At 53.3% G+C, this 20,757-nt stretch carries 15 protein-coding genes and 1 tRNA gene; 6 read left to right on the top strand and 10 right to left on the bottom strand.

The annotated features are described in order from the left end of the window. Nucleotides 1–77 precede the first annotated feature (77 nt). Entirely contained in the window at nucleotides 78–860 is a 783-nt protein-coding gene (locus AC5DDB_RS02650) for a PIG-L deacetylase family protein (RefSeq protein ID WP_491738122.1), read from the bottom strand. 212 nt (nucleotides 861–1,072) lie between these two features. Here AC5DDB_RS02650 and AC5DDB_RS02645 point away from each other — a divergent pair, with 212 nt between their 5' ends. Beyond that, entirely contained in the window at nucleotides 1,073–2,974 is a 1,902-nt protein-coding gene (locus AC5DDB_RS02645; RefSeq protein ID WP_491738121.1) for a 6-phosphogluconolactonase, read from the top strand. A 61-nt stretch (nucleotides 2,975–3,035) separates the two neighbouring features. Here AC5DDB_RS02645 and AC5DDB_RS02640 read toward each other — a convergent pair whose 3' ends face one another. Together AC5DDB_RS02640 and AC5DDB_RS02635 are read right to left on the bottom strand one after the other, a co-directional pair. Next, nucleotides 3,036–4,376 carry a DUF1501 domain-containing protein gene (locus AC5DDB_RS02640; RefSeq protein ID WP_491738120.1) on the bottom strand — a complete coding sequence of 447 codons (1,341 nt, stop codon included), beginning with the start codon at nucleotides 4,374–4,376 and terminating at the stop codon, nucleotides 3,036–3,038. Nucleotides 4,377–4,472: 96 nt separating this feature from the next. Next, entirely contained in the window at nucleotides 4,473–5,894 is a 1,422-nt protein-coding gene (locus AC5DDB_RS02635) for a reverse transcriptase family protein (protein ID WP_491738119.1), read from the bottom strand. Between the two features lie 302 nt (nucleotides 5,895–6,196). Here AC5DDB_RS02635 and AC5DDB_RS02630 point away from each other — a divergent pair, with 302 nt between their 5' ends. After that, nucleotides 6,197–7,798, top strand: a complete 1,602-nt coding sequence (locus tag AC5DDB_RS02630; RefSeq protein ID WP_491738118.1) for an acyltransferase family protein — start codon at nucleotides 6,197–6,199, stop codon at nucleotides 7,796–7,798. A gap of 2 nt (nucleotides 7,799–7,800) precedes the next feature. On the opposite strand, the gene pruA is transcribed toward AC5DDB_RS02630, so the two are convergent. Next, complete coding sequence (gene pruA, locus AC5DDB_RS02625; protein WP_491738117.1) at nucleotides 7,801–10,842, bottom strand: L-glutamate gamma-semialdehyde dehydrogenase; 3,042 nt, start codon at nucleotides 10,840–10,842, stop codon at nucleotides 7,801–7,803. A 290-nt stretch (nucleotides 10,843–11,132) separates the two neighbouring features. On the opposite strand from pruA, the gene AC5DDB_RS02620 reads away from it, so the two are divergent. Further along, complete coding sequence (locus tag AC5DDB_RS02620) at nucleotides 11,133–13,148, top strand: glycosyltransferase family 39 protein (protein ID WP_491738116.1); 2,016 nt, start codon at nucleotides 11,133–11,135, stop codon at nucleotides 13,146–13,148. A 656-nt stretch (nucleotides 13,149–13,804) separates the two neighbouring features. On the opposite strand, the gene AC5DDB_RS02615 is transcribed toward AC5DDB_RS02620, so the two are convergent. Then, nucleotides 13,805–14,101, bottom strand: a complete 297-nt coding sequence (locus AC5DDB_RS02615; protein WP_491738115.1) for a hypothetical protein — start codon at nucleotides 14,099–14,101, stop codon at nucleotides 13,805–13,807. Here AC5DDB_RS02615 and AC5DDB_RS02610 point away from each other — a divergent pair. Together AC5DDB_RS02610 and AC5DDB_RS02605 are read left to right on the top strand one after the other, a co-directional pair. Beyond that, nucleotides 14,058–14,155: transfer RNA gene (locus AC5DDB_RS02610), tRNA-Pro, on the top strand. The genes AC5DDB_RS02615 and AC5DDB_RS02610 overlap by 44 nt on opposite strands. Nucleotides 14,156–14,627: 472 nt before the next feature. Beyond that, nucleotides 14,628–15,035, top strand: a complete 408-nt coding sequence (locus AC5DDB_RS02605) for a hypothetical protein (protein ID WP_491738114.1) — start codon at nucleotides 14,628–14,630, stop codon at nucleotides 15,033–15,035. Here AC5DDB_RS02605 and AC5DDB_RS02600 read toward each other — a convergent pair. Beyond that, entirely contained in the window at nucleotides 15,032–15,997 is a 966-nt protein-coding gene (locus AC5DDB_RS02600; protein ID WP_491738113.1) for an IS1595 family transposase, read from the bottom strand. The two genes, AC5DDB_RS02605 and AC5DDB_RS02600, sit on opposite strands and share 4 nt — an antisense overlap. Before the next feature lie 87 nt (nucleotides 15,998–16,084). Next, nucleotides 16,085–16,948, bottom strand: a complete 864-nt coding sequence (locus AC5DDB_RS02595) for a DUF1559 domain-containing protein (protein WP_491738112.1) — start codon at nucleotides 16,946–16,948, stop codon at nucleotides 16,085–16,087. A gap of 387 nt (nucleotides 16,949–17,335) precedes the next feature. On the opposite strand from AC5DDB_RS02595, the gene AC5DDB_RS02590 reads away from it, so the two are divergent. Then, entirely contained in the window at nucleotides 17,336–17,797 is a 462-nt protein-coding gene (locus AC5DDB_RS02590; protein ID WP_491738111.1) for a carboxypeptidase-like regulatory domain-containing protein, read from the top strand. A gap of 22 nt (nucleotides 17,798–17,819) precedes the next feature. On the opposite strand, the gene argJ is transcribed toward AC5DDB_RS02590, so the two are convergent. From argJ to AC5DDB_RS02575, 3 genes are read right to left on the bottom strand one after another with little or no spacing between them, the layout of a single operon-like run. Next, nucleotides 17,820–19,019: a bifunctional glutamate N-acetyltransferase/amino-acid acetyltransferase ArgJ gene (argJ, locus tag AC5DDB_RS02585; RefSeq protein ID WP_491738110.1), complete on the bottom strand. Its 1,200-nt coding sequence runs from the start codon at nucleotides 19,017–19,019 to the stop codon at nucleotides 17,820–17,822. 46 nt (nucleotides 19,020–19,065) lie between these two features. Further along, on the bottom strand, nucleotides 19,066–20,073 hold the full coding sequence (gene argC, locus AC5DDB_RS02580; protein ID WP_491738109.1) for an N-acetyl-gamma-glutamyl-phosphate reductase: 1,008 nt from the start codon (nucleotides 20,071–20,073) through the stop codon (nucleotides 19,066–19,068). Between the two features lie 36 nt (nucleotides 20,074–20,109). Continuing rightward, nucleotides 20,110–20,679, bottom strand: coding sequence for a Uma2 family endonuclease (locus AC5DDB_RS02575; protein WP_491738108.1), 570 nt, complete (start codon nucleotides 20,677–20,679; stop codon nucleotides 20,110–20,112). Nucleotides 20,680–20,757: the final 78 nt, after the last annotated feature.

The following is a 20,757-nucleotide window of genomic DNA, read 5'->3' as shown; positions in this document are numbered from 1 at the left end:
CTGAAGCGAATTGATGTGTACTATGATATTTTGCCGCAATTTCCGGGAACTGTCGAGCGTTTTAATCCAAATTGCCCCTAAACCGACTTCACGAGATCCCCACCGAGGAGTTCCAGAAGGATGTTATCATGGGGATACGGATGTCCCAGGTGTTGCCGAAATGCTTCGCCTTTGGCGGCGCCAATGAGCTTGCCGCGTTTGGTGGCCCATTCTTCACTGCTGGTCATGTATTCATCGACGCCGTGTTGGGCTCGTAACCAAGCGCGTTGGCTGTCGTGACAAGCCAACATCTTCTGACGCAACTCGAACGTTTTCGAAATATCGACCACGAATTGCGGGGGAATATCCCGTCCGAAATAATCGATTCCTTCAAGCGGATCGACGTAGTAGAGATAGGGAATCTTCTTCGTGATCGGTGCTGGGTCCCATTGTTTTGTAACGTAATTGGGCACCGAGGCGGAGAAACACGCATCACGCACGAGATGACTGGTGACTTCGTGATCGCTCATGTAGTCGATCGGTGGAGCCGTGAAGACAATGTCCGGCCGGTGTCGACGGAGAGCTTCGGAGACACGACGACGACTGTCGTTATCATGCACGATTTGGAGGTCTCGGAACTCCAGACAGTCGCATTCGGCTCCGAGCAATTTGGCGGATTCGATTTGTTCTTGTCGGCGGACGGCGGCAATTTCTTCATTGCCCATTTCGGCGCTGCCGCCATCGCCAGGGGTCATGGTGATCATCACGATTTCACAGCCGGCATCCTTCAGTAATGCCAACGTTCCCGCACATTGAAATTCGATATCGTCGGGGTGGGCGTGAATTGCCATCACACGCGGGGGGGAATTCAAACTAGCCATGGTGAGACCTAGTGTCGACTCGTCAATCAAAAGGAATAAAAGCGCAACATATTAGGCAATGGTCTGCGATTCACAGACCGCGACAACCGTGTCAGGTTGAGCGTTGGTCCAATCGCATTCGCTCGGTACGATAACACAACCTGGGTGCGTTGTCTTGGAGCACCGCATTTGGTTTTTCGTTTTTTGGTTTGAACTTGGCGTCTTCTTTTATCATGTCCTCGATTCTTGAATCTGCGACCGTCTCGACGGCTGCCGTCCCCCCACGACGGTTACGCTGCACGAAAGTTCCCACGTTGGTGTTTCGCCGACCTACGGATGCCAGCCAGCATGTGGCACTCGTCATCGCTAGTTTGATCCGCGAGCATAATTCCGCGGGAATGCCCACGGTCATCGCACTTTCGGCAGGTTCGACACCATCGGCAGTCTATCGGCAGTTGGTCAGTTGGCATCGGGAAGATCGGCTGGACTTCTCCCGTACGATTGTTTTCGCGTTGGCAGAATGGGCGTCAATGCCGGCCGATTCCTTGCAAAGTCAACAGCGTTTCCTGCGGGAGTCGTTGTTGGATCATGTGAACATTCGAGCGGAGAATATCCACTTCCCTCCCGGCGAGGGCACGCCTGAAGAAATCGCGCGGAACTGTGAGGATTTCGAACGAGTTCTCGAGCAAGCCGGTGGCATCGATCTGTTGGTCGCAGGGATTGGACGCAATGGACATCTCGGCTTCAACGAACCTGGCGGCGATCGCAGTTCGCGAACTCGATTGGTTGCGTTGAATCCACGGACCCGACATACCGCCGCGTCGGACTTTTTCGGCGAAGAAAACGTGCCGGTGGAAGGCGTCACGATGGGGCTGGCAACGATGTTGTCGGCTCGGAAGATTGTGGTTATGGCGTTGGGCGAGCACAAAGCCTCGGTCATTCGGAAAACCGTCGAAGACGGTGTCACCGAAGACGTCCCCGCAAGTTTTCTGCAGACGCATCGCAATTCGGTCGTGGTGACGGACGAAGCTGCTGCTGGACGGCTGACCGCGATTACAACTCCCTGGCTTGTCGCAGACGTGGATTGGTCCGATGCCGAGGAAAAACGAGCCGTTATCTGGTTAGCTGAAGAAGTGGGAAAACCGCTGCTGAAGTTGGAGTCTGCCGACTTCATGAACCATCGCCTGCACAGTTTACTCCGTGAGCGCGGCCCAGTCGCTCGTATCCGTGAGCGGGTGTTTCAATCGTTGCTAGAGGGCATCTGCACGAAACCGGCTGGCGATACGCCACGCAAGATTATCGTCTTCAGCCCGCACCCCGATGATGACGTAATCAGCATGGGCGGGACGTTAATCACGCTGGCTGAGCAAGGTCATGAAGTGCATATCGCGTACATGACCAGTGGCAATATCGCCGTATTTGATCACGATGCATTGCGGCACATCGACTATGTCGAGCAATTCCAACGGATGTTCAATATCGGCACCAACGAGGACTTCGAACTCTATTCGCGTTTGCGTGCAGAGATCATAGCGAAACGCCCCGGCGATCCGGATTCGACGGAGGCGTTGCAAATCAAAGGGTTGATTCGCCAGACCGAAGCGATCGCCGGCGCCGAAGCTGCCGGAGTGCCCCGAAGTCGGCTGCACTTTCTCGATCTGCCGTTCTATCGCACGGGGACGGTTACGAAGAACCCGATCGGAGATGATGATATTGCGATCGTCGCGGATTTGTTACGGGAGGTGCACCCCGATCAAATCTACATGGCGGGCGATTTGGCCGATCCGCATGGCACACATCGCGTCTGTGCCGAAGCGATTTTACATGCCCTGCCCGTCGTCGCTGATTCGGTTCAGCCGGAGGTTTGGTTGTACCGCGGCGCGTGGCAAGAGTTTCCCCCATACGAAATCGAACGGGCCGTGCCACTCAGCCCGGAAGTCATGCTGCGGAAGAAAATGGCGATCTTCAAGCACGAGAGTCAGAAAGACCGTGCATTGTACCCAGGGCTCGACGAACGCGAATTCTGGGTTCGAGCCGAACAACGCACCAAAAACACCGCGAAAGTCTATAACGATCTTGGCTTACCGGAATTCTACGCCCTTGAAGGTTTCGTGCGACTTGGCTCGGAACTGTAGGTCAGGCTGTGCGTGACGATCTGACGATCGGCTACTGACCTACGGAGCTGTTATCACATCGTCAAACCAATTCCGGTAGCGATTCCGTGTTCTCGAGCAAGTACTGTGGGCGTCCGGAGAGGTCGGGCAAGGTGGTCGTTTCCGGGTCGATGCCGAGATGTCGATAGAGCGTGGCGAGAACTTCCGAGAAGTGCACCGGTCGTTCGACAGTTTCGCCGCCGAGTCGGTCGGTGGCCCCGATGACTTGACCCGTCCGAAATCCGCCACCAGCGATCAAGCCGCCGCCAACGGCTGGCCAGTGATCGCGACCGGCGTCTTTGTTGATTCGCGGCGTGCGACCGAACTCACCCCACGCAACCACGGCAACATCGTCGGCCAACCCGCGAATGTGCAGGTCCTCGATCAACGCGGCTAACGCCTGATCAAATTGCGGCAGGTGAGTTTTCTTCATGCCGTCGAAGTTGTTCGAGTGAAAGTCCCATCGACCGAAGTTCAGAGTCACCACTCGACAGCCAGCTTCCACCAACCGACGGGCCACCAGGAAATGTTCTTGGTTTCGAGGGGCACCGTCGCCATAGTTTTTCGGGTCTCCCTTGCCGTAGCGTTCTCGGACTTCGGCAGGTTCTTGGGAAACGTCCAACGCATCGGCGAGTTGACTCGATGTCAGAATATCAAAGGCTTGCTGTGTGATCGCATCCATCCCGTCGAGTGTGCCGGTCGCGTCCACATCTCGTCGGAGATTATCGAAACTATCCAACAACCGCTTGCGATCGCCCAGCCGATCTTGTGTGATGCCTTGGAGTGTCATGTCTTTTCGACTGGGGCCTGACGGACGAAATGCCGCATGTCCGACCCCCAAGAAACCGGGGAGTCCCGGCGAACCGTAGGGCGGATGACGGGCATCTGGTGACAAACCGACAAACGGCGGCACCGACGGATTCGTGGGCCCAAGCACGCGTGACGTCACCGCACCCATCGAAGGCCAACCGCCGGCAGGTTGGTTCCGTGTGTCGTGACCGGTATAACAAATGAACGAATCATGGGCACCGTTTGGCGATCCGTACACACTTCGCAGCGGAACGCACTTGTCCATGATTGCCGCCAACCGGGGCATGTGCTCGCAGATTTCGATTCCCGGCACATTTGTCGGGATCGGGCGGAATTCCCCACGGATCTCGCTCGGAGCATCCATCTTGAGATCGTACATGTCTTGATGCCCAGGGGCACCGCACATGTAGATCATGATGACGGCTTTTTTCGAACCGCGAATTCCGGACTTCGCTTCCGCTTGCAATAGCCCCGGTAATGTCAGTCCGCCAACGGATAACGCTCCCAACCGCAACGCATCGCGACGAGTAATACCATCGCAGAGTTTGTCACCATGTCCGGTGATAGAAAGCATGTTACACCTCAGGCAGGAGGAAGTCGGCAGGAGAGTTGCGGTCTGGTTATTCTAAGTATCAAAGACTTGTGATGCAAGTTTTCTGTGAAATTGCGGTTATGTCCAGTCGATTGCGTCGAACATCAACTGTAATTTATGACCGCGTTTCTGGTGAATCATCGTCACAAACCCGATTCGCCCCTGAAGATGTGCGCGGAAGTCCGGATGATCGTCACGGTTTTGCGACTCTGGACCAAAACGACGACAGTTATGCAAAATCGCACGGAGTCGATCGTAATCCTCGCGAACCACATTGGGATGTTGATTGACGAGCACTCCCGCCAACAACTGTCGATCACTGGCTGTTGCAACGTGCGTTTTGCGGTGCCGAATGGCAAAACCTTCGTCTAACAAAATCGCCAGTACCGCGACTCGAAAAGCATGCATTCGTCGTGCGAACGACCGGTCTCCAGAGAATGCCAGGTCGTCCGCATATCGGGTGTAATTCACGTCCCAAGTCTTAGCCAAGCCCGAGAGTCTGCAATCCAATCGGAACGCAATCAAGTTGGCCAACGCCGGCGATGTGGGAGAACCTTGCGGCAAATGGGGCGAACGAAAGAGTCGAATGGTGTTGGCTGGTTTTTTCTCCACCTCGTTCTGAAGAACGGAGTCCGGCACACTGTTTGTGCACAGCCCGGTGAGAAGTTTCGAAACCGTCGTCGGGTAACCGATCGTGCGAAAAATACCACGAATGCGGCTAGCCGAAACTGTGGCGAAGAAATTCTGTAAGTCCGTCCGTAGTAGTACGTTTTGTCCGCAGTGTGGTTCTACAAACGTGCGGATCGATCGTCCTCGGCAAAACCCATGCGCGTTCTCGTGAGTCGGAACATAGTTCAAGATACTCGTCAGGATTGAACGTTGAATTTCCCGAAGTCTGCGTTTCGGACTTTCTAAAAGCCGGGACGACCCGACTTTTCGTGGGATCCACTGATACGAATAATGTCGTAATGCTTCGTAGGACCGGTTTCGCTCCTGTCCGTGACAATCCGCAAACCAGTCCAATTGTCCTAAAGAAACCCCCAGCCAGTCCGCCAAATTCCTGGACGTCGCGAATGCAGGAATTGGCTCGCGAAGGACGATACTCGGATGAGACGCAAATTGTGGTTGGAGTTCGACGATGCCGAGAAGTTGCAATGGTCGAACTTGAGTCCAAAAATCAGGGCGACGCTGCCAGATGTCTTGTTCGACGAATCGAACAAGTCCTTCGAACGATGGAGGATCGGGAAATGACTCCAGCATTCGCTGAATAAACGGTGTCAGCCAACGCGGCCGTCCATCTTTGGGAAACGCTTGCCGAAAACGTACGGTGATCGCCGATTTTGTCCATTCTTTGGTTAGTAGAACTGTTGAGAGTTCCCAGCAGAACTGCGTAGGCGGCGACCATTTCGTCACGGAACTCACACGAAATGAGAGTGGAAAAAGGAAGCGAACCGCCCCACCATTCTTGTCTTGCGTGATAAACCGTGCGGCTTGCCGCACTGCGTATCATGCCATGAAATGCTAGCTTCGAAGTTATTCCCTAGGGTTACCCTAGAGATGTTCGTCACAATTGGAATTGTAACGAACACACTGGAGCGGATCGCTTCCTAGAAATGTTAGCCACCGCGCAGTGGTACCGTCAACCAGTGAAAACTTCCGGCATTGGCTGTTCAATTGTTTTTAACTGTTCAAGACTTTGTGGTGAGAAAACGATAACAACTGGGACAAAACATCAACCGGACAAATCATCAGGTTTTGCACGGTGGCGTCCGATTGACACTTCGTGTGGAGTGGAAAGCACGATGAATTCTACCAAACCACACAGTCGGATTCTGTTGAAGAATGTTCAAGTCTTGCGAGCGATCGCGGTCTTGATTGTTGTCGTGTTTCATGTCGCCACTGTTGAAGAAGTTCGCAATTACTCGACCAACTATTTAGCGCCGTTCATGCACTTCGGGAATGGAGGCGTGAACCTTTTTTTTGTGATCTCTGGGTTTATCATCACCTGGATCAATCGCGAAAAACTCGGCGATGCTAGCCAGATCCCGAATTATATTGTCCGACGGTTTTTGCGAATCTATCCCATCTATTGGGTGTGCTGGCTTTGTGCGTTTGGGGGCGGTCTCTATTTCCTTGGTCGATCCACGCCGTACTATGGAGTGGTTCCCAACGAACTCCTTTGCGAACTGCTCCTCTTGCCCCAGACTTGGAAGTTTTGGCAACTACCCCAGGCGTGGAGCCTGACTTGGGAAATTGTGTTCTACGGACTGTTCACAATTTTCCTAGTTCTCCCGCGACGATGGTTTCTGCCCGTTCTCGGTGTGTTTGCCACGATATTAGTTTTGAATCATTGGCAACAGTGGAGCGAAAGCTTTCTTCTCAATGTCATCCTCTTGAACTTTATCGGAGGATGTGTGTCGGCGTTGGCGTTATTTCGATTCGAAGGCCGAGGGGCGAAAACCGCCTTGGCCGTCGGTCTTGGAATGTTCGCGTTGGGGGCGATATCCAATTGGATCGGCTGGACCGATCGTGAACCCTTTGCCGACCGGGTTCTGTGTTTTGGCATTCCGTCGGCATTGATCGTGTATGGAGCCGCCGGTTGGGAGTGGCGTGACGGGAAAACTTTCCTGACCTGGTTGGAGCCGATTGGGAATAGTTCCTACGCGATTTACCTCACCCACTTACTCGTCTTCGAAGTTATCCGCGATCTGACGCGTGAGTGGCCCGTTTCTACGGTTTGGCACATTGCGTTTCTGGTCGGGATGACTGTTTCGGCACTTGTGATCGGTCACGCCACGTATCGAGTGGTGGAACTCCCGCTGATCCAACTCTTCAAACAACGTCGAAGTCCACGGACGACCGCATTTCAAGTTGTCGGTTGTAGTGTCGCTTTGGTGATTGGTTTTTTGTTGATCAGCATTCCTGAACGCCAAGTCGGGCCGGTTTCTCTCTTCAGTTGGCCAGTCTCGATGGAAGGACGTATTGCAGCGTCACGGACTGAAGAAGTTGTAACCATCAACGATCTTCCGCATACGTTCGACGCGGCTATCACCGGAGAAATCCAAGCGATTGACGTCGATGGAACCGGACGGGTTCGAATCGACGGTTACGCCGTCGATGACGCACGTCAGCAAATTGCCGACGCAATCGCGATCTTTGTTGATGGTCAACTAAAGTTTGCCGGTCGTCCGGTGACTCCGAAGCCTAGTCTCGATGAACGAGTTCAACACGGCGTATTCACACGCAGCGGTTTTCGCTTCGATCTTCCGCCCGAGCAAATTCAGACGATCGAGAAAAACCGCTTTCGTGTGTTTGCCATTTTCGATGACGATCGTATTGCGGAACTATTCCAAAGACCTCCGCAGATCGCCAATCTCGACACCGAGAACACGCGAAGCCATTGACATTACTTCGCTGACTTTTTGCCCGGTGTCGGAGTGGAATTGTCGTCGTCTGATGGCGGGGCGAAGCCGCGACGAAGAGTGTTCTCGGTAATGTTGACTGGAATTAAGAACTGCAAAAGATAATCCGGCCCCCCGGCTTTGCTGCCTAGTCCGCTCATCTTGTAACCGCCGAACGGTTGACGTTCCACAAGTGCCCCCGTGCAGTTGCGGTTGAGGTACAAGTTGCCGACTTGGAACTCCTGACGCGCTCGTCGCAAGTTTTTCGGACTGCGACTGAACATGCCGCCGGTGAGCGCGAAGTCCGTGCCGTTGGCAATTTCGAACGCTTCGTCCATATCGTCGGCTTTGATCACCGCCAGTACCGGTCCGAAGATTTCTTCCTGAGCCAAGGACGAATTCGGATCGACGCCGGCAAAAATGTGCGGTCCGATGTAGTATCCCTCTTTGCCGCCGGGGCCATCATCACCGGCGAGAGCGAGTTCTTGTTCTTCGCTGTCTGATTCGCTCTCCGCTCCAATAACCTCTTTGATGCGGACATAGGCTTCCTCATCGATGACCGGTCCGACCGCTGTGCCAGGTTCTTCGGCCGGTCCGACATTCAAACTTTCTGTGGCGGCGACCAACCGGTCGAGGAATGCGTCGTACACATCTGCCAAAACAATCGCTCGGGAACACGCCGAGCACTTTTGACCTGAGTATCCAAACGCACTTTGAATCACGCCTGTGACAGCTTCGTCGAGGTCGGCATCACTGTCGATAATGATCGCGTTCTTTCCACCGAGTTCGGCGATGACGTGCTTGATGTTTTCCTGACGCGGATCAGTCTGGGCCGCTTGTTCATAGATGCCCAAGCCGACCGAGCGTGAACCTGTGAAGGCAATGAGATCGACATCGGGACTGCCGACGAGTTCCGGTCCGACTTCCTCACCGATGCCCGGCAGATAATGCACGACGCCGTCTGGCAAACCGATATCTTGGAAAATCTGCATCAACTTCGATGCGATAATCGGCGATTGCTCAGCCGGTTTCATCACGACCGTATTGCCAGTCACAAGTGCAGCGGCCGTCATGCCGGTGAGAATCGCCAGTGGGAAATTCCACGGCGCGATCACGACTGCCACACCACGCGGCCGATAGAAATATTCGTTTTCCTCGCCGGGGACATCGACGCTGCGTGGTTTTGCCAACTCCCGCATTTGGAGGGCGTAGTACATGCAGAAGTCGATTGCCTCCGCCACATCCGCGTCGGCTTCTGCCCAGGGTTTGCCACACTCGTAGACTTCCCAGGCGGCGAGTTCGTACTTTCGTTCTCGCATTTCACGGGCGACGAGTTCCAGGTATTCGGCCCGGTGTTCGGGGTCGGTCCGCGACCAACTTTTGAACGCCCGTCGAGCCGCCGAAATGGCTTCGGTCACGTGATCCGGTGAAGCAGAGGCAACTCGTCCGACAATTTGTGATTTCTTCGACGGGTTCCGCGAGGTGATTGTCTTGTTGGAATCGACCGCCCGTCCGTTGATGACCAACGAATACTCCCGACCAAGTTGGGCCTTCACATCCTCGAGCGCCTCTTGCATGGCGGCCCGGATGGTCTTGTCGCTGAAGTCGGAATGTGGTTCGTTCACGAACGCGGGAACGGGTTCTTCAGCGGGTGGCGGGGTTTTCTGGCCAACTTCCGTGGGGCTCATCAACAAATCCTCAATCGAAACGTGTTCGCGGAAACTCTGTCGTAGGAAGGAATCGTTCGACGTATTTTCAAGCAACCGTCGAACCAAATAGGCCATGCCGGGAATCAGTTCCCCGAATGGCGTGTAGACACGGACGCGATGCCCCATCTCCTCAAAGATTTGAGCCATCTCGTTACCCATGCCGTAAAGCATTTGAATTTCCCAGGCCGAGGGCGGGATATTCAATTGCTTGGCATAGGCAATTGCATGAGCCAGACTTCGCAGGTTATGGCTGGCAATTTGCGGGCGAAGTTCCTCGTAATGTTCGAACAGGAACTTCGTTTGGCGTTCGAAGTTTTCGTCGGACTGCCACTTTTGTCGGTAGACAGGAACCGGCCAGCCTGCGGCTTTCGCATGGACGGTTTCGTAATCCCAGTAGGCTCCTTTGACGAGTCGCACCCAAATCGGCGTGCCTCGTTTGCGGACCCATTCCAAAAGCCCTTTCAGATCCTGCTCGGCTTCTGGCAGATACGCTTGGATGACGATACCCACGTGCGGAAAATCGCGGAATTCGTCTTCCATGAAGACGTCTTTGAAAATCTCCAGCGTGAGGTCCTTGGTGTTGTAACTTTCCATGTCGACATGGATGTACGCATCGTGCTCACGAGCCGCCCGCAAGATCGGTCGCAAACGTTCTTTCACGCCCTCGGACGTGCCCTGCGGATCAACCACTTTGAACTGGCTGTATAAAGAGGACAGCTTGACCGAAAATTGCATTCGCGGGATCGGGCCATATTGGTCCGTATCGATCTGCATGTTTTCGGCCCACGCGTTCACATGCGGGCCGAGTCCGTTGATCAGATCGAGGTACTGCTCTTGATACGCCTCGGCTTCCGGTTCGCTGATAACCGCCTCGCCGAGCAAGTCCAACGTAAATGCAAAACCCTGCTTACGGAGTTTCGAGACCGACTGCAGCACTTCATCGACATTTGAACCGGCGATGAACCGCTGTGCCATATTCCGCGCATTTGACCGCGCGTTGACGGCCACGATTCGGCCCATCACGGTGTTCGGGCGGGAAATATCAAGCCCGATCCGAGCGGCCCATGGCAAAAATCGCCGAACGTCTTCGAAGTAATCCTGTAAGTGCTCCGAAATCTGCTGATGCGTTTTCAGCATCGGCAATACGTCCACGAAGCGGAACATCTGCACCTTGACCGATTCGTCTGACATCGCCCAAGACAGAATCCGATCGTCCCACCATCGCCGATCGAAAATTGACGGCGTCCGCCGCTCCATCTGGTTCCACACCTGTCGGCCGATCCGCTGCGTCTCCGCATCGACATCGACAGCAGGTTTCTCCTGTTGCACGTCAGCCACGCGTATTGCGTCCTTTGCCAATTGAATACTCCGTCCATTCCAAAGCGGAATTGTAGCAACTCAATCCGACTTCAGGCAGCGAAGGAACGGAATTGAATTGGAAATGCATCTTACGTTTTTTCCGCTTGGTCCGACGGGTGTGGCCAGTCCTGCCGATCGCCTGTCCCACGAAACTTTCCCGCCGTGTTCGGGACTTCATTCTTGGAAAATGCCTGGAAGTCGAGAGACACCATCCGGGTTTGTCATTAGAATCCGGCCTGCCCATCACCCGACCGATTGAGGGAGAACGGATGAAAATCGGCCGACGCAAATTCCCAGGCGACACCGGCTTCTGGCTGGTCGTTGGCGTGGCCGTCGCCATACGGATGATCTACTTTTTCAGCATGCGTCAATCGACGCTGAGTGGGTATATCGTTTTGGATCATCTTTACTACCTGCAATGGGCACAGCAAATTGCCGGTGGAGATTGGCTGGGCTCGGAAGTTTTCGAGCAAGGCCCACTGTATCCGTATCTTGTCGGAACACTGTTTCGTCTTGTGGGTGAGCGGCTGGAATGGTTGTTCGCTTTACAGCATGCTGCTGGCGTGATGACGGCGGGATTGGTTTACCTCTGTGGACGACAGCTTTTCTCCCTGCCGATTGCGGTAGGAGGTGGATTAATCGCTGCTGTTTTCGGCCCTCTCGTTTTCTATGAGGGGCTCGTGATGAAGTCGTTCCTCAGCCCGCTATTGACGACATTAACTCTGTTTGCCGGTTTGCGTTATCGGGAACATCTTCGCGTTCGTTGGCTAGTTGTCGCTGGTGTGGCTATTGGTTTGGCGTGCCTGGTGCGAGAAAATCACATTTTATTATTGCCGGCGATGGCGGTGGAAATTTGGCTGCATCGACGAGAATCAAAACGGCCGGGAAGACATGGATTGATTTTACTGGCCTCATGTTTTCTCTGTGTTTTGCCATCGACAATCCGAAATTGGCATGTGGCCGGGGAATTTGTCGTCGTGACCGCGGGCGGCGGCGAAGTGTTTTATATGGCTCACGGCCCGGAAGCCGAACCGTTTTATCATGCTCCCAAGTTCGTTGACCCCGATCCCTTCACCGAACACGAGGACTTCCGCCGAGAAGCCGAACGCCGAACTCGACGGCGCCTCACACGCGGCGAAAGTTCGCGATATTGGTTTAGGCAAGGTCTCTCCTACGCTGTGCAACATCCGATCCGGGAAGTGACTCTCTCCATCAAAAAGCTGAATGTGCTACTGCACGATTTTGAAATCAACGACAGCGGGAATTATCGCGTCGCAAGCCAGTTGATTCCAATCCTGCAATTCTTGCCGACGTTTGGATGGATCAGTGCGTTGGGATTATTGGGGATGGCCATTGGGTTGCGGGACCTGCGTCGGTTTGCACTCCCCTTGCTAATTGTGGGGGCACACGTTTTCACAATCCTTTTGACTTACAACTTTGGCCGGTTTCGCCTGGGAATGGTTCCGGTCTGGTGTTTATTCAGCGTCGCCGGTGTCGCTTGGCTTACGCAATTATGGCGAATGCCGACGACCCGATTTCGATTGTCGGCGGTTGCTCTCACGTTGGTCCTTGCATTGACAACTTTCGTTTTCTTCCGAATGCCCGCCGGGTCCGAACGATTGACATATGCGGTCGATGACGAACTGCTACTCGCTAAACTCGCGATACAACAGGAAAACTTCGCAACTGCAGACCACCACTTCCAACAAAGTCTGCAGGAAATGGAAGTCTACCAATCAGCAAACCGAACACGAGTTGACGGCGATCAAGTTGCTCTGTTGGCTTCGCAAGTGGGCGATCAGTTTCTGAAATTGGGGCAGATCGATCGGGCATTACAATTCTATCAGGCATCGATGGAACGACCGAACACACGGAGTCGACGTCACGCATTGTTGCAGCAATTGATGCGAACGTTGCTAGCCGAATCGCGGAAAACGCATCCGTCAGAGATCGCCGCTTCGATCGATGCGATGCTTGCCGACGTACTCGCTGATTTGCGGAGAATCGAGCCGACACAAATCGCCTACTGGGCTTTAAGTGCGCGTTGGTCACGCGATGCAGCCGACTTAGCGAAAGTTCGCGAAGGGTTGGAAAAAGTTTGGGAACGCTCTAATCAAAAGTCTGCCGGCATCCGGGCGACATATGTAATGGGGCAAGCATTCTTGTTCGAGAAGTCCGGCGAGATGGACAAGGCCCGGCGTGCGGCGCGTGTCGCCTTGGATGAAGTCCCCGATCATCCAGCGGAGGCAGAACTATTAGAAATCTTGAACGACACTAGTCCATAACTTTGGCAGAGCGATCAATGAACAAGTCCTCGTGTTCAAATTAGAGACGAGGACTTGTTGCTAGACATCAAAACTTGACGGAGTGTTATATTTTACAAACCCAACCTGAAATAGATTGAGCCGACAACCGCCAATCTCAAAACGCCAGAAGCCGGGTCAGTCGTCTTGATCCGGCTTCTTTTTTTGGCCATCAGATATCGGAGATTGAGCGTCTCCCGGCTTCACTCCCAACAATCCCTCGACTGCCTTTTCAAAGTCAAGCGGGATGGACACAGGCTTCTCTCGCTGTTCACTACTGTCATTTTTCGATTTTTTCGGAGAATTCTTCGACATAGAGATCCTCTGATCACTGTTTTGTGGACACGTTGAAAGCAGGGTGCCAAACGATCAGTTTTTTGGCCAAAAAGCGATGCATAATGGAACAAAATGAGAACATGCGTGCGCATCAGGAAAGCGCGAAATGGATTTTTTCAAAACTGACCTTTTTTCGCTTTCGGGCCGATTTCTCAAAAATCCTGTTGTTCACCGTTCTAATGTGGTCGACACTGGGTGTTTCGTCTTGACCAACAGATCCAATTTCGCTTATAAAAAGAGCGTCGTGTCCAATTGAGTGAACACGACGCAAATGTTTTGGTGTGGGATTCAAAGACGGGCAGTCAGCAATCCCACGAATTTTGTGTCGCAAAGGTCTTCCAAAAAGGCAGCGCCCTTTTTACGTCCATTGCGGCTTGCATTATGGCAGGTTGCTCTTTAACCGTCAAGACGGAAATGGGCAATCGCAGGAAAGTCAGTATGACGCGAAAAAGCAAGTCAGGAATAATGCGGCTAACCGCACGGTCGCCACCAAAAAACAAAACGAGCCAGAAGCGGGCATTGGATAATGACTCTCGCTTCTGGCTCGTCTGTTTTGCGCACGTGGCGAAATCGGCAAACGCGGTGGATTTGGGTTCCATTGGGGTTCGTTGCAAGCGAGTCACCCCTTCCGGGTTCGACCCCCGGCGTGCGCATTTCCTGATTTTATCAGGGTCAACGAAAATCTCCAAGCGGTGATTGTGTCTTACGCGTACACTCATGAGGAAAAAACATGTCAAGACCGCGTGATTGGAACCTGGAAGCTCGCGCCCCTTACGATGATGGTGCGACCATCCAATGTTTTGTTCATCAAGCTACGATTGAAAATCTTACACGAGCGATACATACTCCCCGGTTTTATCGGTTGTTTTGTGCGAAAGAAGTGCTGGAAGAACCCGACGCAATTTTCCAAGGTTGGAATCGCGAAGGGCACGAAGATGGGTTATGCTACATCGGTAGACCGCAAGACCGGCCAAAAGCTGGGATTGAGCTTCCGCCACAACCAGATCGGTGTTTTTTCGTTTTTGTCATGACGCCAGGCAAAATCGATGAATGGCGATGGGAAGATTTTTGTCTTACCGATGAGGCAGATTACAGAAGGCAATTCGGAGATAATTGGAGAAAAATATGGCCACGAACTTGAGCGATTTGATTGCAAATTTTGAACAAGAAACGGCAGGCCAGGAGTTTCAGCCATATGCGTACTACGATGCCGACTCCGACGCTCTGATGTTTTTCATTAGCAACGAACCTGAGCACGGAAAGCGACTCAATAGTCGTGTTACAATCTATTTGTCAGACGAAACCGACGAACTTGTAGGGTGTCGCATTAAAGGCGTCCACTCTGTATTGGAAGACATTGGGAGTTTTGACGTTTCCATTTCACATCGAAAAATCAAGCTCACAATGTTGTTCGCAGCCTTGCATGGTAAATTTGCGGAAGAACCAGAAAGCCGAAACATGTACCGTCACATTGGACGGCACGTTGGCAAGTCAGACCTGGAGATTGATCTGCCTGACCAAGCGGTGTGTTAGTCAGAACAGCTTGGCTCCCGATACTTGAGCCGTTTTCCTTCCGCGCCTTCAATTGCTTGCACCATCCGTTCGCCGTCACTCTGCTTACGCAGATTCCAGTGGAATGACCGCTCAGTCACATACCGATGAAGATGGCGAGCGGTGTAGTGATGATGAGCACCTACGTAAGCACGCTTGAGAAGTGAGAAGTAACTCTCTGCCGTGTTTACGTGCGAATCGTCACGAGCGTATTCCTTTTCGCCGTGGTTCACGGATTCGTGCTTCTCGAACTCCTTTCCGATCTTCACGTAGACCGGCAATTCGTCAGTCATCAAAATCGATTCGTTACTTGCGTACTGAAGAACTTCGGACATAAGGCAGTCGCCGTTGACTCTTTCGACCGGTGCGGCGTGTGCATTGCCGTCACGTTCCACTACCAACGCGACCGGTTTCTTATTCGTGCCACGACCACGCTTGCTAGTCCCTTTGTATCGCGGCTTGCGAGCACCGATATAGGTTTCGTCGGCCTCAACCGTCTTGCCTGCACCACCGATCATTCCCGCTAATGGTTCTTGCTTCATAGCTTCGCGAATGCGGTGCGAGAGAAACCACGCTGTTTTGACTGTGACGTCCAATTCGCGTGCTAGTTGGTGACTACTGACGCCTTTTTTAGCCGAGCACATCAAAAAAATCGCAGCGAGCCATTTGCGGAGCGGTAATTTCGATTCTTCGAAAATCGTGCCGATCCGAACGGTGAACTGTTTCCGGCATCCTTTGCACTTGTAAACGCCAGGACGCACCGGACGAAGGCTTTCCGGTTTCGGCTCAAGTTTGTAGACCGTCTTGCAGTCACATCGCGGACACTCGGCACCATTCGGCCATCGCTTTGATTCCAAAAACTCACGCGCGGTATCTTCATTTGAGAAGATTGGCGACATAAGATTGATGGCGTCGTTACCGGTTTTTTCGATTTTCGCAGGCATGGTGGCATTCCTCTTGAGTATGTCACCATGCTATGAAATCATTTTGGGTTTGCAAAGTATAACATTCCGAAACTTGATGACGACGAATTATGGAAACGCGACGACTTCGCCATCGGCCCGATGTCCTAGTCGTTCGTAAGTGGCACCGTCGATGTTCTCACTTACGAAGTGTGTTGACCCATCGGCCGCTAGGAACTGGGCTCCACCTGCGTGCTTACTACTAAAGGTGAAGACGTTGTTGCCATTGATAACATAGTCGGCTGTATTGTCGGTACAAGACACCAAGCCGCCATATTTTCCATTCTCAAAGTATCCGACCCAAATTCCGCCGCGTCGTTCCGGTTCGTCTCGGTTGATTTCACCGAGCATCAGAGTTTGGGTGGTGCCGTCTTCGACGTCCCGCATGCGAACACGGCTATTGGCCCAAAACATCCCCTGACCGGCATTGAGATTGTGTGGAGTCGTATTACCCCAAACGCCCATGTAGTTAGAGACGGCATGTCCGCCGCGATTGCTATTGAGGTCGCTACCGGTATCTGTGGGGCAACGGAAGACACTTAGCACGGTTTCAGTTTCTGCAGTGGCACCAGCTATTCCATTGTCCGAACCATCGACCAGATCGAATTCAATTGTTGTGACACCTAGTTGCTCATGCAGGTTGCCGAGTTCGAGATACGGCAAAATCATAGCTCCCCAGGCCCAACCTGGTTCAAGCGTTCCCGATGTCCGTGATTGAATCCAACCCGATGGGAAACTCTTGAAGGTGTCGTGATAGTTATGCATCGCAATGCCAAATTGCTTGAAGTTGTTTTTGCATTGCGTTCGTCGTGCAGCTTCCCGGGCTTGTTGGACGGCCGGCAGAAGAAGAGCAATAAGAATCGCGATGATTGCAATCACCACTAACAGTTCGATAAGCGTGAAACCACGCTTTCTTCCCTTGAACGGGTTCATACGAGGACTCCTAAAATTCTAAGAGAGTTAATAGAAAGAGGACAGACTGGGTGTATATCCGAGAATCGGAAGGCACTACTATGAACACATTGTTCAGCGTTCGCAAGCCATTTCCACTTGGTACAACAAGTTGATTTGAGGTCAGATTGATATCGAAGATTTCATAAGTACTTCATCAGTGGAATCAGGCTTCAAACTTCGATCGATCGAACTTGGTGTTCGATTGGAAATTCAAACCAATCCAGCTATTGTCGTGACAATCCAGCTAACTGGAATAGAACGACAATTCGCGAGTGTCCGTGAAAAGTTGGATTTGTCGGGACTATGAAACGTTTTATTTAGGCGATGCCACATTTTGTGGACGTGTATTATCAAAGGATTTATTGAATGACCTATTTCAAGTGCTGTTGCGCAAGTCTTATGCTCCTTGGTTTGCTAACCGGTTGTGGTGGTGGTGATCGGCCGCCATTAGCGGATGTCACTGGGAAAGTCACATTCGATGGACAACCATTGAGCGGAGCCCGAGTGATATTCGAACCAGAGGAAGGTCGTCCCTCATATGGTATGACGGACACCAATGGGGAATTCACGCTCGAATATATGACAGAAGTTCCCGGCGCGAAAATCGGCCCGCATACAGTGAGAATTCGCGCAGCAGTTGCCGACGCCAACGATCCCGAAGCCCCGTTGCCTCAAGAGACGATTCCGGCTCGTTACAACCAGAACAGCACGCTCAAGGAAGAAGTCAAGGACGACGACAACTACTTCGAGTTCACATTGGAAAAAGGCGGTCCGCTTCCAGCGAACGATCCCAACGGGGGACGTCGTGATTCCGGCTCGAATGCGTAACGTCATCTTGGTTAGGGCGGAATCAGGTCGTATATTCCGAGTTCAGTCGGACATATTCTTGAGTGAGGTCGCTGGTCCAGAAACGGACGGCGGCCTCCCCTGCCCCGCAATCGAGTTCGATATGGACTTCACGGTTTTCGCGGAGTCCTCGTGAGACTGCATCTGCATCGTGATCGGTGGGGGAACCGTTTTGAAAGATCGGAACCCCACCCATGCGGAGCGTCGTTGTGTCGGGATCGACCGGCACACCGCTATAACCGGCGGCGGAAATAATGCGGCCCCAATTCGGGTCGGCTCCGGCAATCGCGGTCTTCACCAACGCGGATTCCGCGATCGTCTTGGCGACCTGGTAAGCATGTTCGCGGGTATCAAGACCAGTCACGTCAAGCGTGATGAAGTGATCGGCACCTTCGGCATCGCGGATAATCATCTGCGCAAGTTCCGCCGTCAGTTCGTCGAGTGCGTCGAGCAAAGCTTGCGATTCGTCAGGATTCGTCGGTCCAACTTCCGCTTGACCATTTGCAAGTAGCAAGACCGTGTCGCTAGTGCTGGTGTGACCGTCGACACTGATACTATTGAAACTGCGATCCACCGAATGTTTGAGCATTCGCTCGGCATCCGCGACGGTCAGAGCGGCATCGGTGAGCACTACGCACAACATGGTCGCCATGTTCGGGGCGATCATGGCGGCCCCTTTGGCGACCCCGTAAACAGTCACTGTTTTGCCACCCATCTCGACTGTGCGAGAGCCGAACTTGGGGAAGGTGTCGGTCGTCATCATTCCCCGGGCAGCATTCTCAAACGCCGGACCGTCCGTCGCGAGCTGTTCGCACGCTTTTGGAATGCCGGCGTTCAATTTCTCCATTGGCAGAAACCGTCCAATAATGCCGGTCGAGCAAACCAGTACATCTTCCGGCTGGCAGTTCAACTGCTCGGCGACTTTCGCGGTCATGGTGCGGGCATCATCTAATCCCCGTTGCCCGGTGCATGCATTGGCGTTGCCGGAATTGATGACGACGGCCCGACTCGTCGCATTCGGCGTGCGTTCACGGGACACAATCACGGGAGCGCCGACGACACGGTTCTGGGTGTACACGCCTGCCGACGCACACGGCGAATCCGAAGCGAATACGGCCAGGTCGTGACGCTGTGCATCTGACTTCACACCGCAGTGAATGCCCGCCGCTCGAAACCCGAGTGGCAACGAAATTTCGTCTGTCATCAATCGCTCTTCGTTCAATATGGACAATGTTGAGAAGGTTGCCGACTCAAATGAGTGCCGTTGTTTCCGGGAATCCCGCCAGTAAGTTGAAGTTCTGCACTGCAACTCCGGCGGCTCCTTTGATGAGGTTGTCGAGAGCCGCGAAAACGATCAATTGCCCCCGCGAAAGTCGCACGGTGATGTCGCAAAAATTCGTATGTGCCACGTGTTTCGTTGCGGGAATATGCTCGACGACACGCACAAACGGTTTGCCACTGTAGAAGGTGCGGATGCGTTCGAGCAATTCCGTCTGCCCGAGTTCACCGGTTTGTTGGGCGTAGATCGTGCACAGGATACCGCGGTCCATCGGTACCAAGTGCGGCGTAAATGTGACGTGCACATCCTGCTCGGAAACCGTCGAGAGCACCTGCTCGATTTCCGGCGTATGCCGATGGTTCCCCACGCCATACGCGGTGAAACTTTCATTCACTTCGGAATACAGATTCGTCAACTTCGGCGTCCGCCCTGCTCCGCTGACACCACTTTTCGCGTCGATGATGATTCCCTGCGGTTCGATCAGTTTCTCAGCCAACAACGGGGCGAGTGCCAAGATCGAAGTGCTCGTGTAACAACCGGGATTGGCGACTAACTCCTGGCCGGCAATTTTCTTGGCAAACAATTCCGGCAAACCATAGACGGCATCTCCGAGTCGCGTGGGATCGGTGTGGACCAAGCCATACCATTGTTCGTAGATGGCAGGGTTATCGAGCCGATAGTCGGCACTGAGGTCGACGACTTTCGCCCCGGCGGACATCAATTGCGGAATCGTCTCCATGCTGGCCCCGTGTGGGAGACAACAAAAAACGTACTCCGCCCGATCGGCCAATTCTTCCGCCGAAAGGTTTTCCAGCGAAAGATTCAGCATCCCGTGAAACACCGGATGCACCTCAGTGATATGCCGCGTATCGGAGCGACTTGTAACGGCAGTGATTTCCACTTGCGGATGCCGCAGCAAGATGCGGATCAGTTCGTAAGCCGTATAACCGGTCGCACCCAAAATCGCCACGCGGGTCATGATTGGTTGTTCCAAGTCCAAAGAAGCAAAAAGGAATTATGCGGATTGTTGCGAATTCGGGAAGAAATTAGCAATCGGGTAGGAAAACTTCGGTAGGACATCGTCGCCGGTCAGGTCATCGTCGGCCGTCAGCGAGTAAGCGCGTCGATCGCTTCCCGGATAGATCCAGACCCGTCGCGTTGCCGATCCGAAGACCCATACCAACCGAACACCCGCTCGCAAATACTCTTCGACTTTTGTTTCGACATCGCCGTATACATCACGCGGGGAAACGACTTCGACAACGACATCCGGGACCGTTCGGATATGCCCTTCCGGAATCTCATCATTCGGCAACCGACCTGCTGCGATGTAAGAGACATCCGGACGCCGCACCCGGTTCGGATCTTCGGCATAACATTGATAGCCGACTCCATCGGGAAAAACCCAGCCCCCATGCGATTTCTCGTACTCGTGGAGAGCAATCACGATGCGTCCTGCAATCCATCCGGCTTGTCCACCCATTGCTGGATTCTCCACCAACTCGCCGTCGACAAGTTCAAATCGCTCCGCATCGGGGAGTTTGAGCAGGTCTTCGGGAGTCGTCGACGTGGTTATTGTACTCATGTCAACTTTTCTCGCTTCAGGGATCGACTTCGACGCATTCATCATAAGCAATTTGACGGTCCTCAGCCATTCGACCGA

The sequence above is a fragment of the Thalassoroseus sp. genome (assembly GCF_984380535.1).
This window is presented reverse-complemented; position numbering and strand designations above follow the sequence as displayed.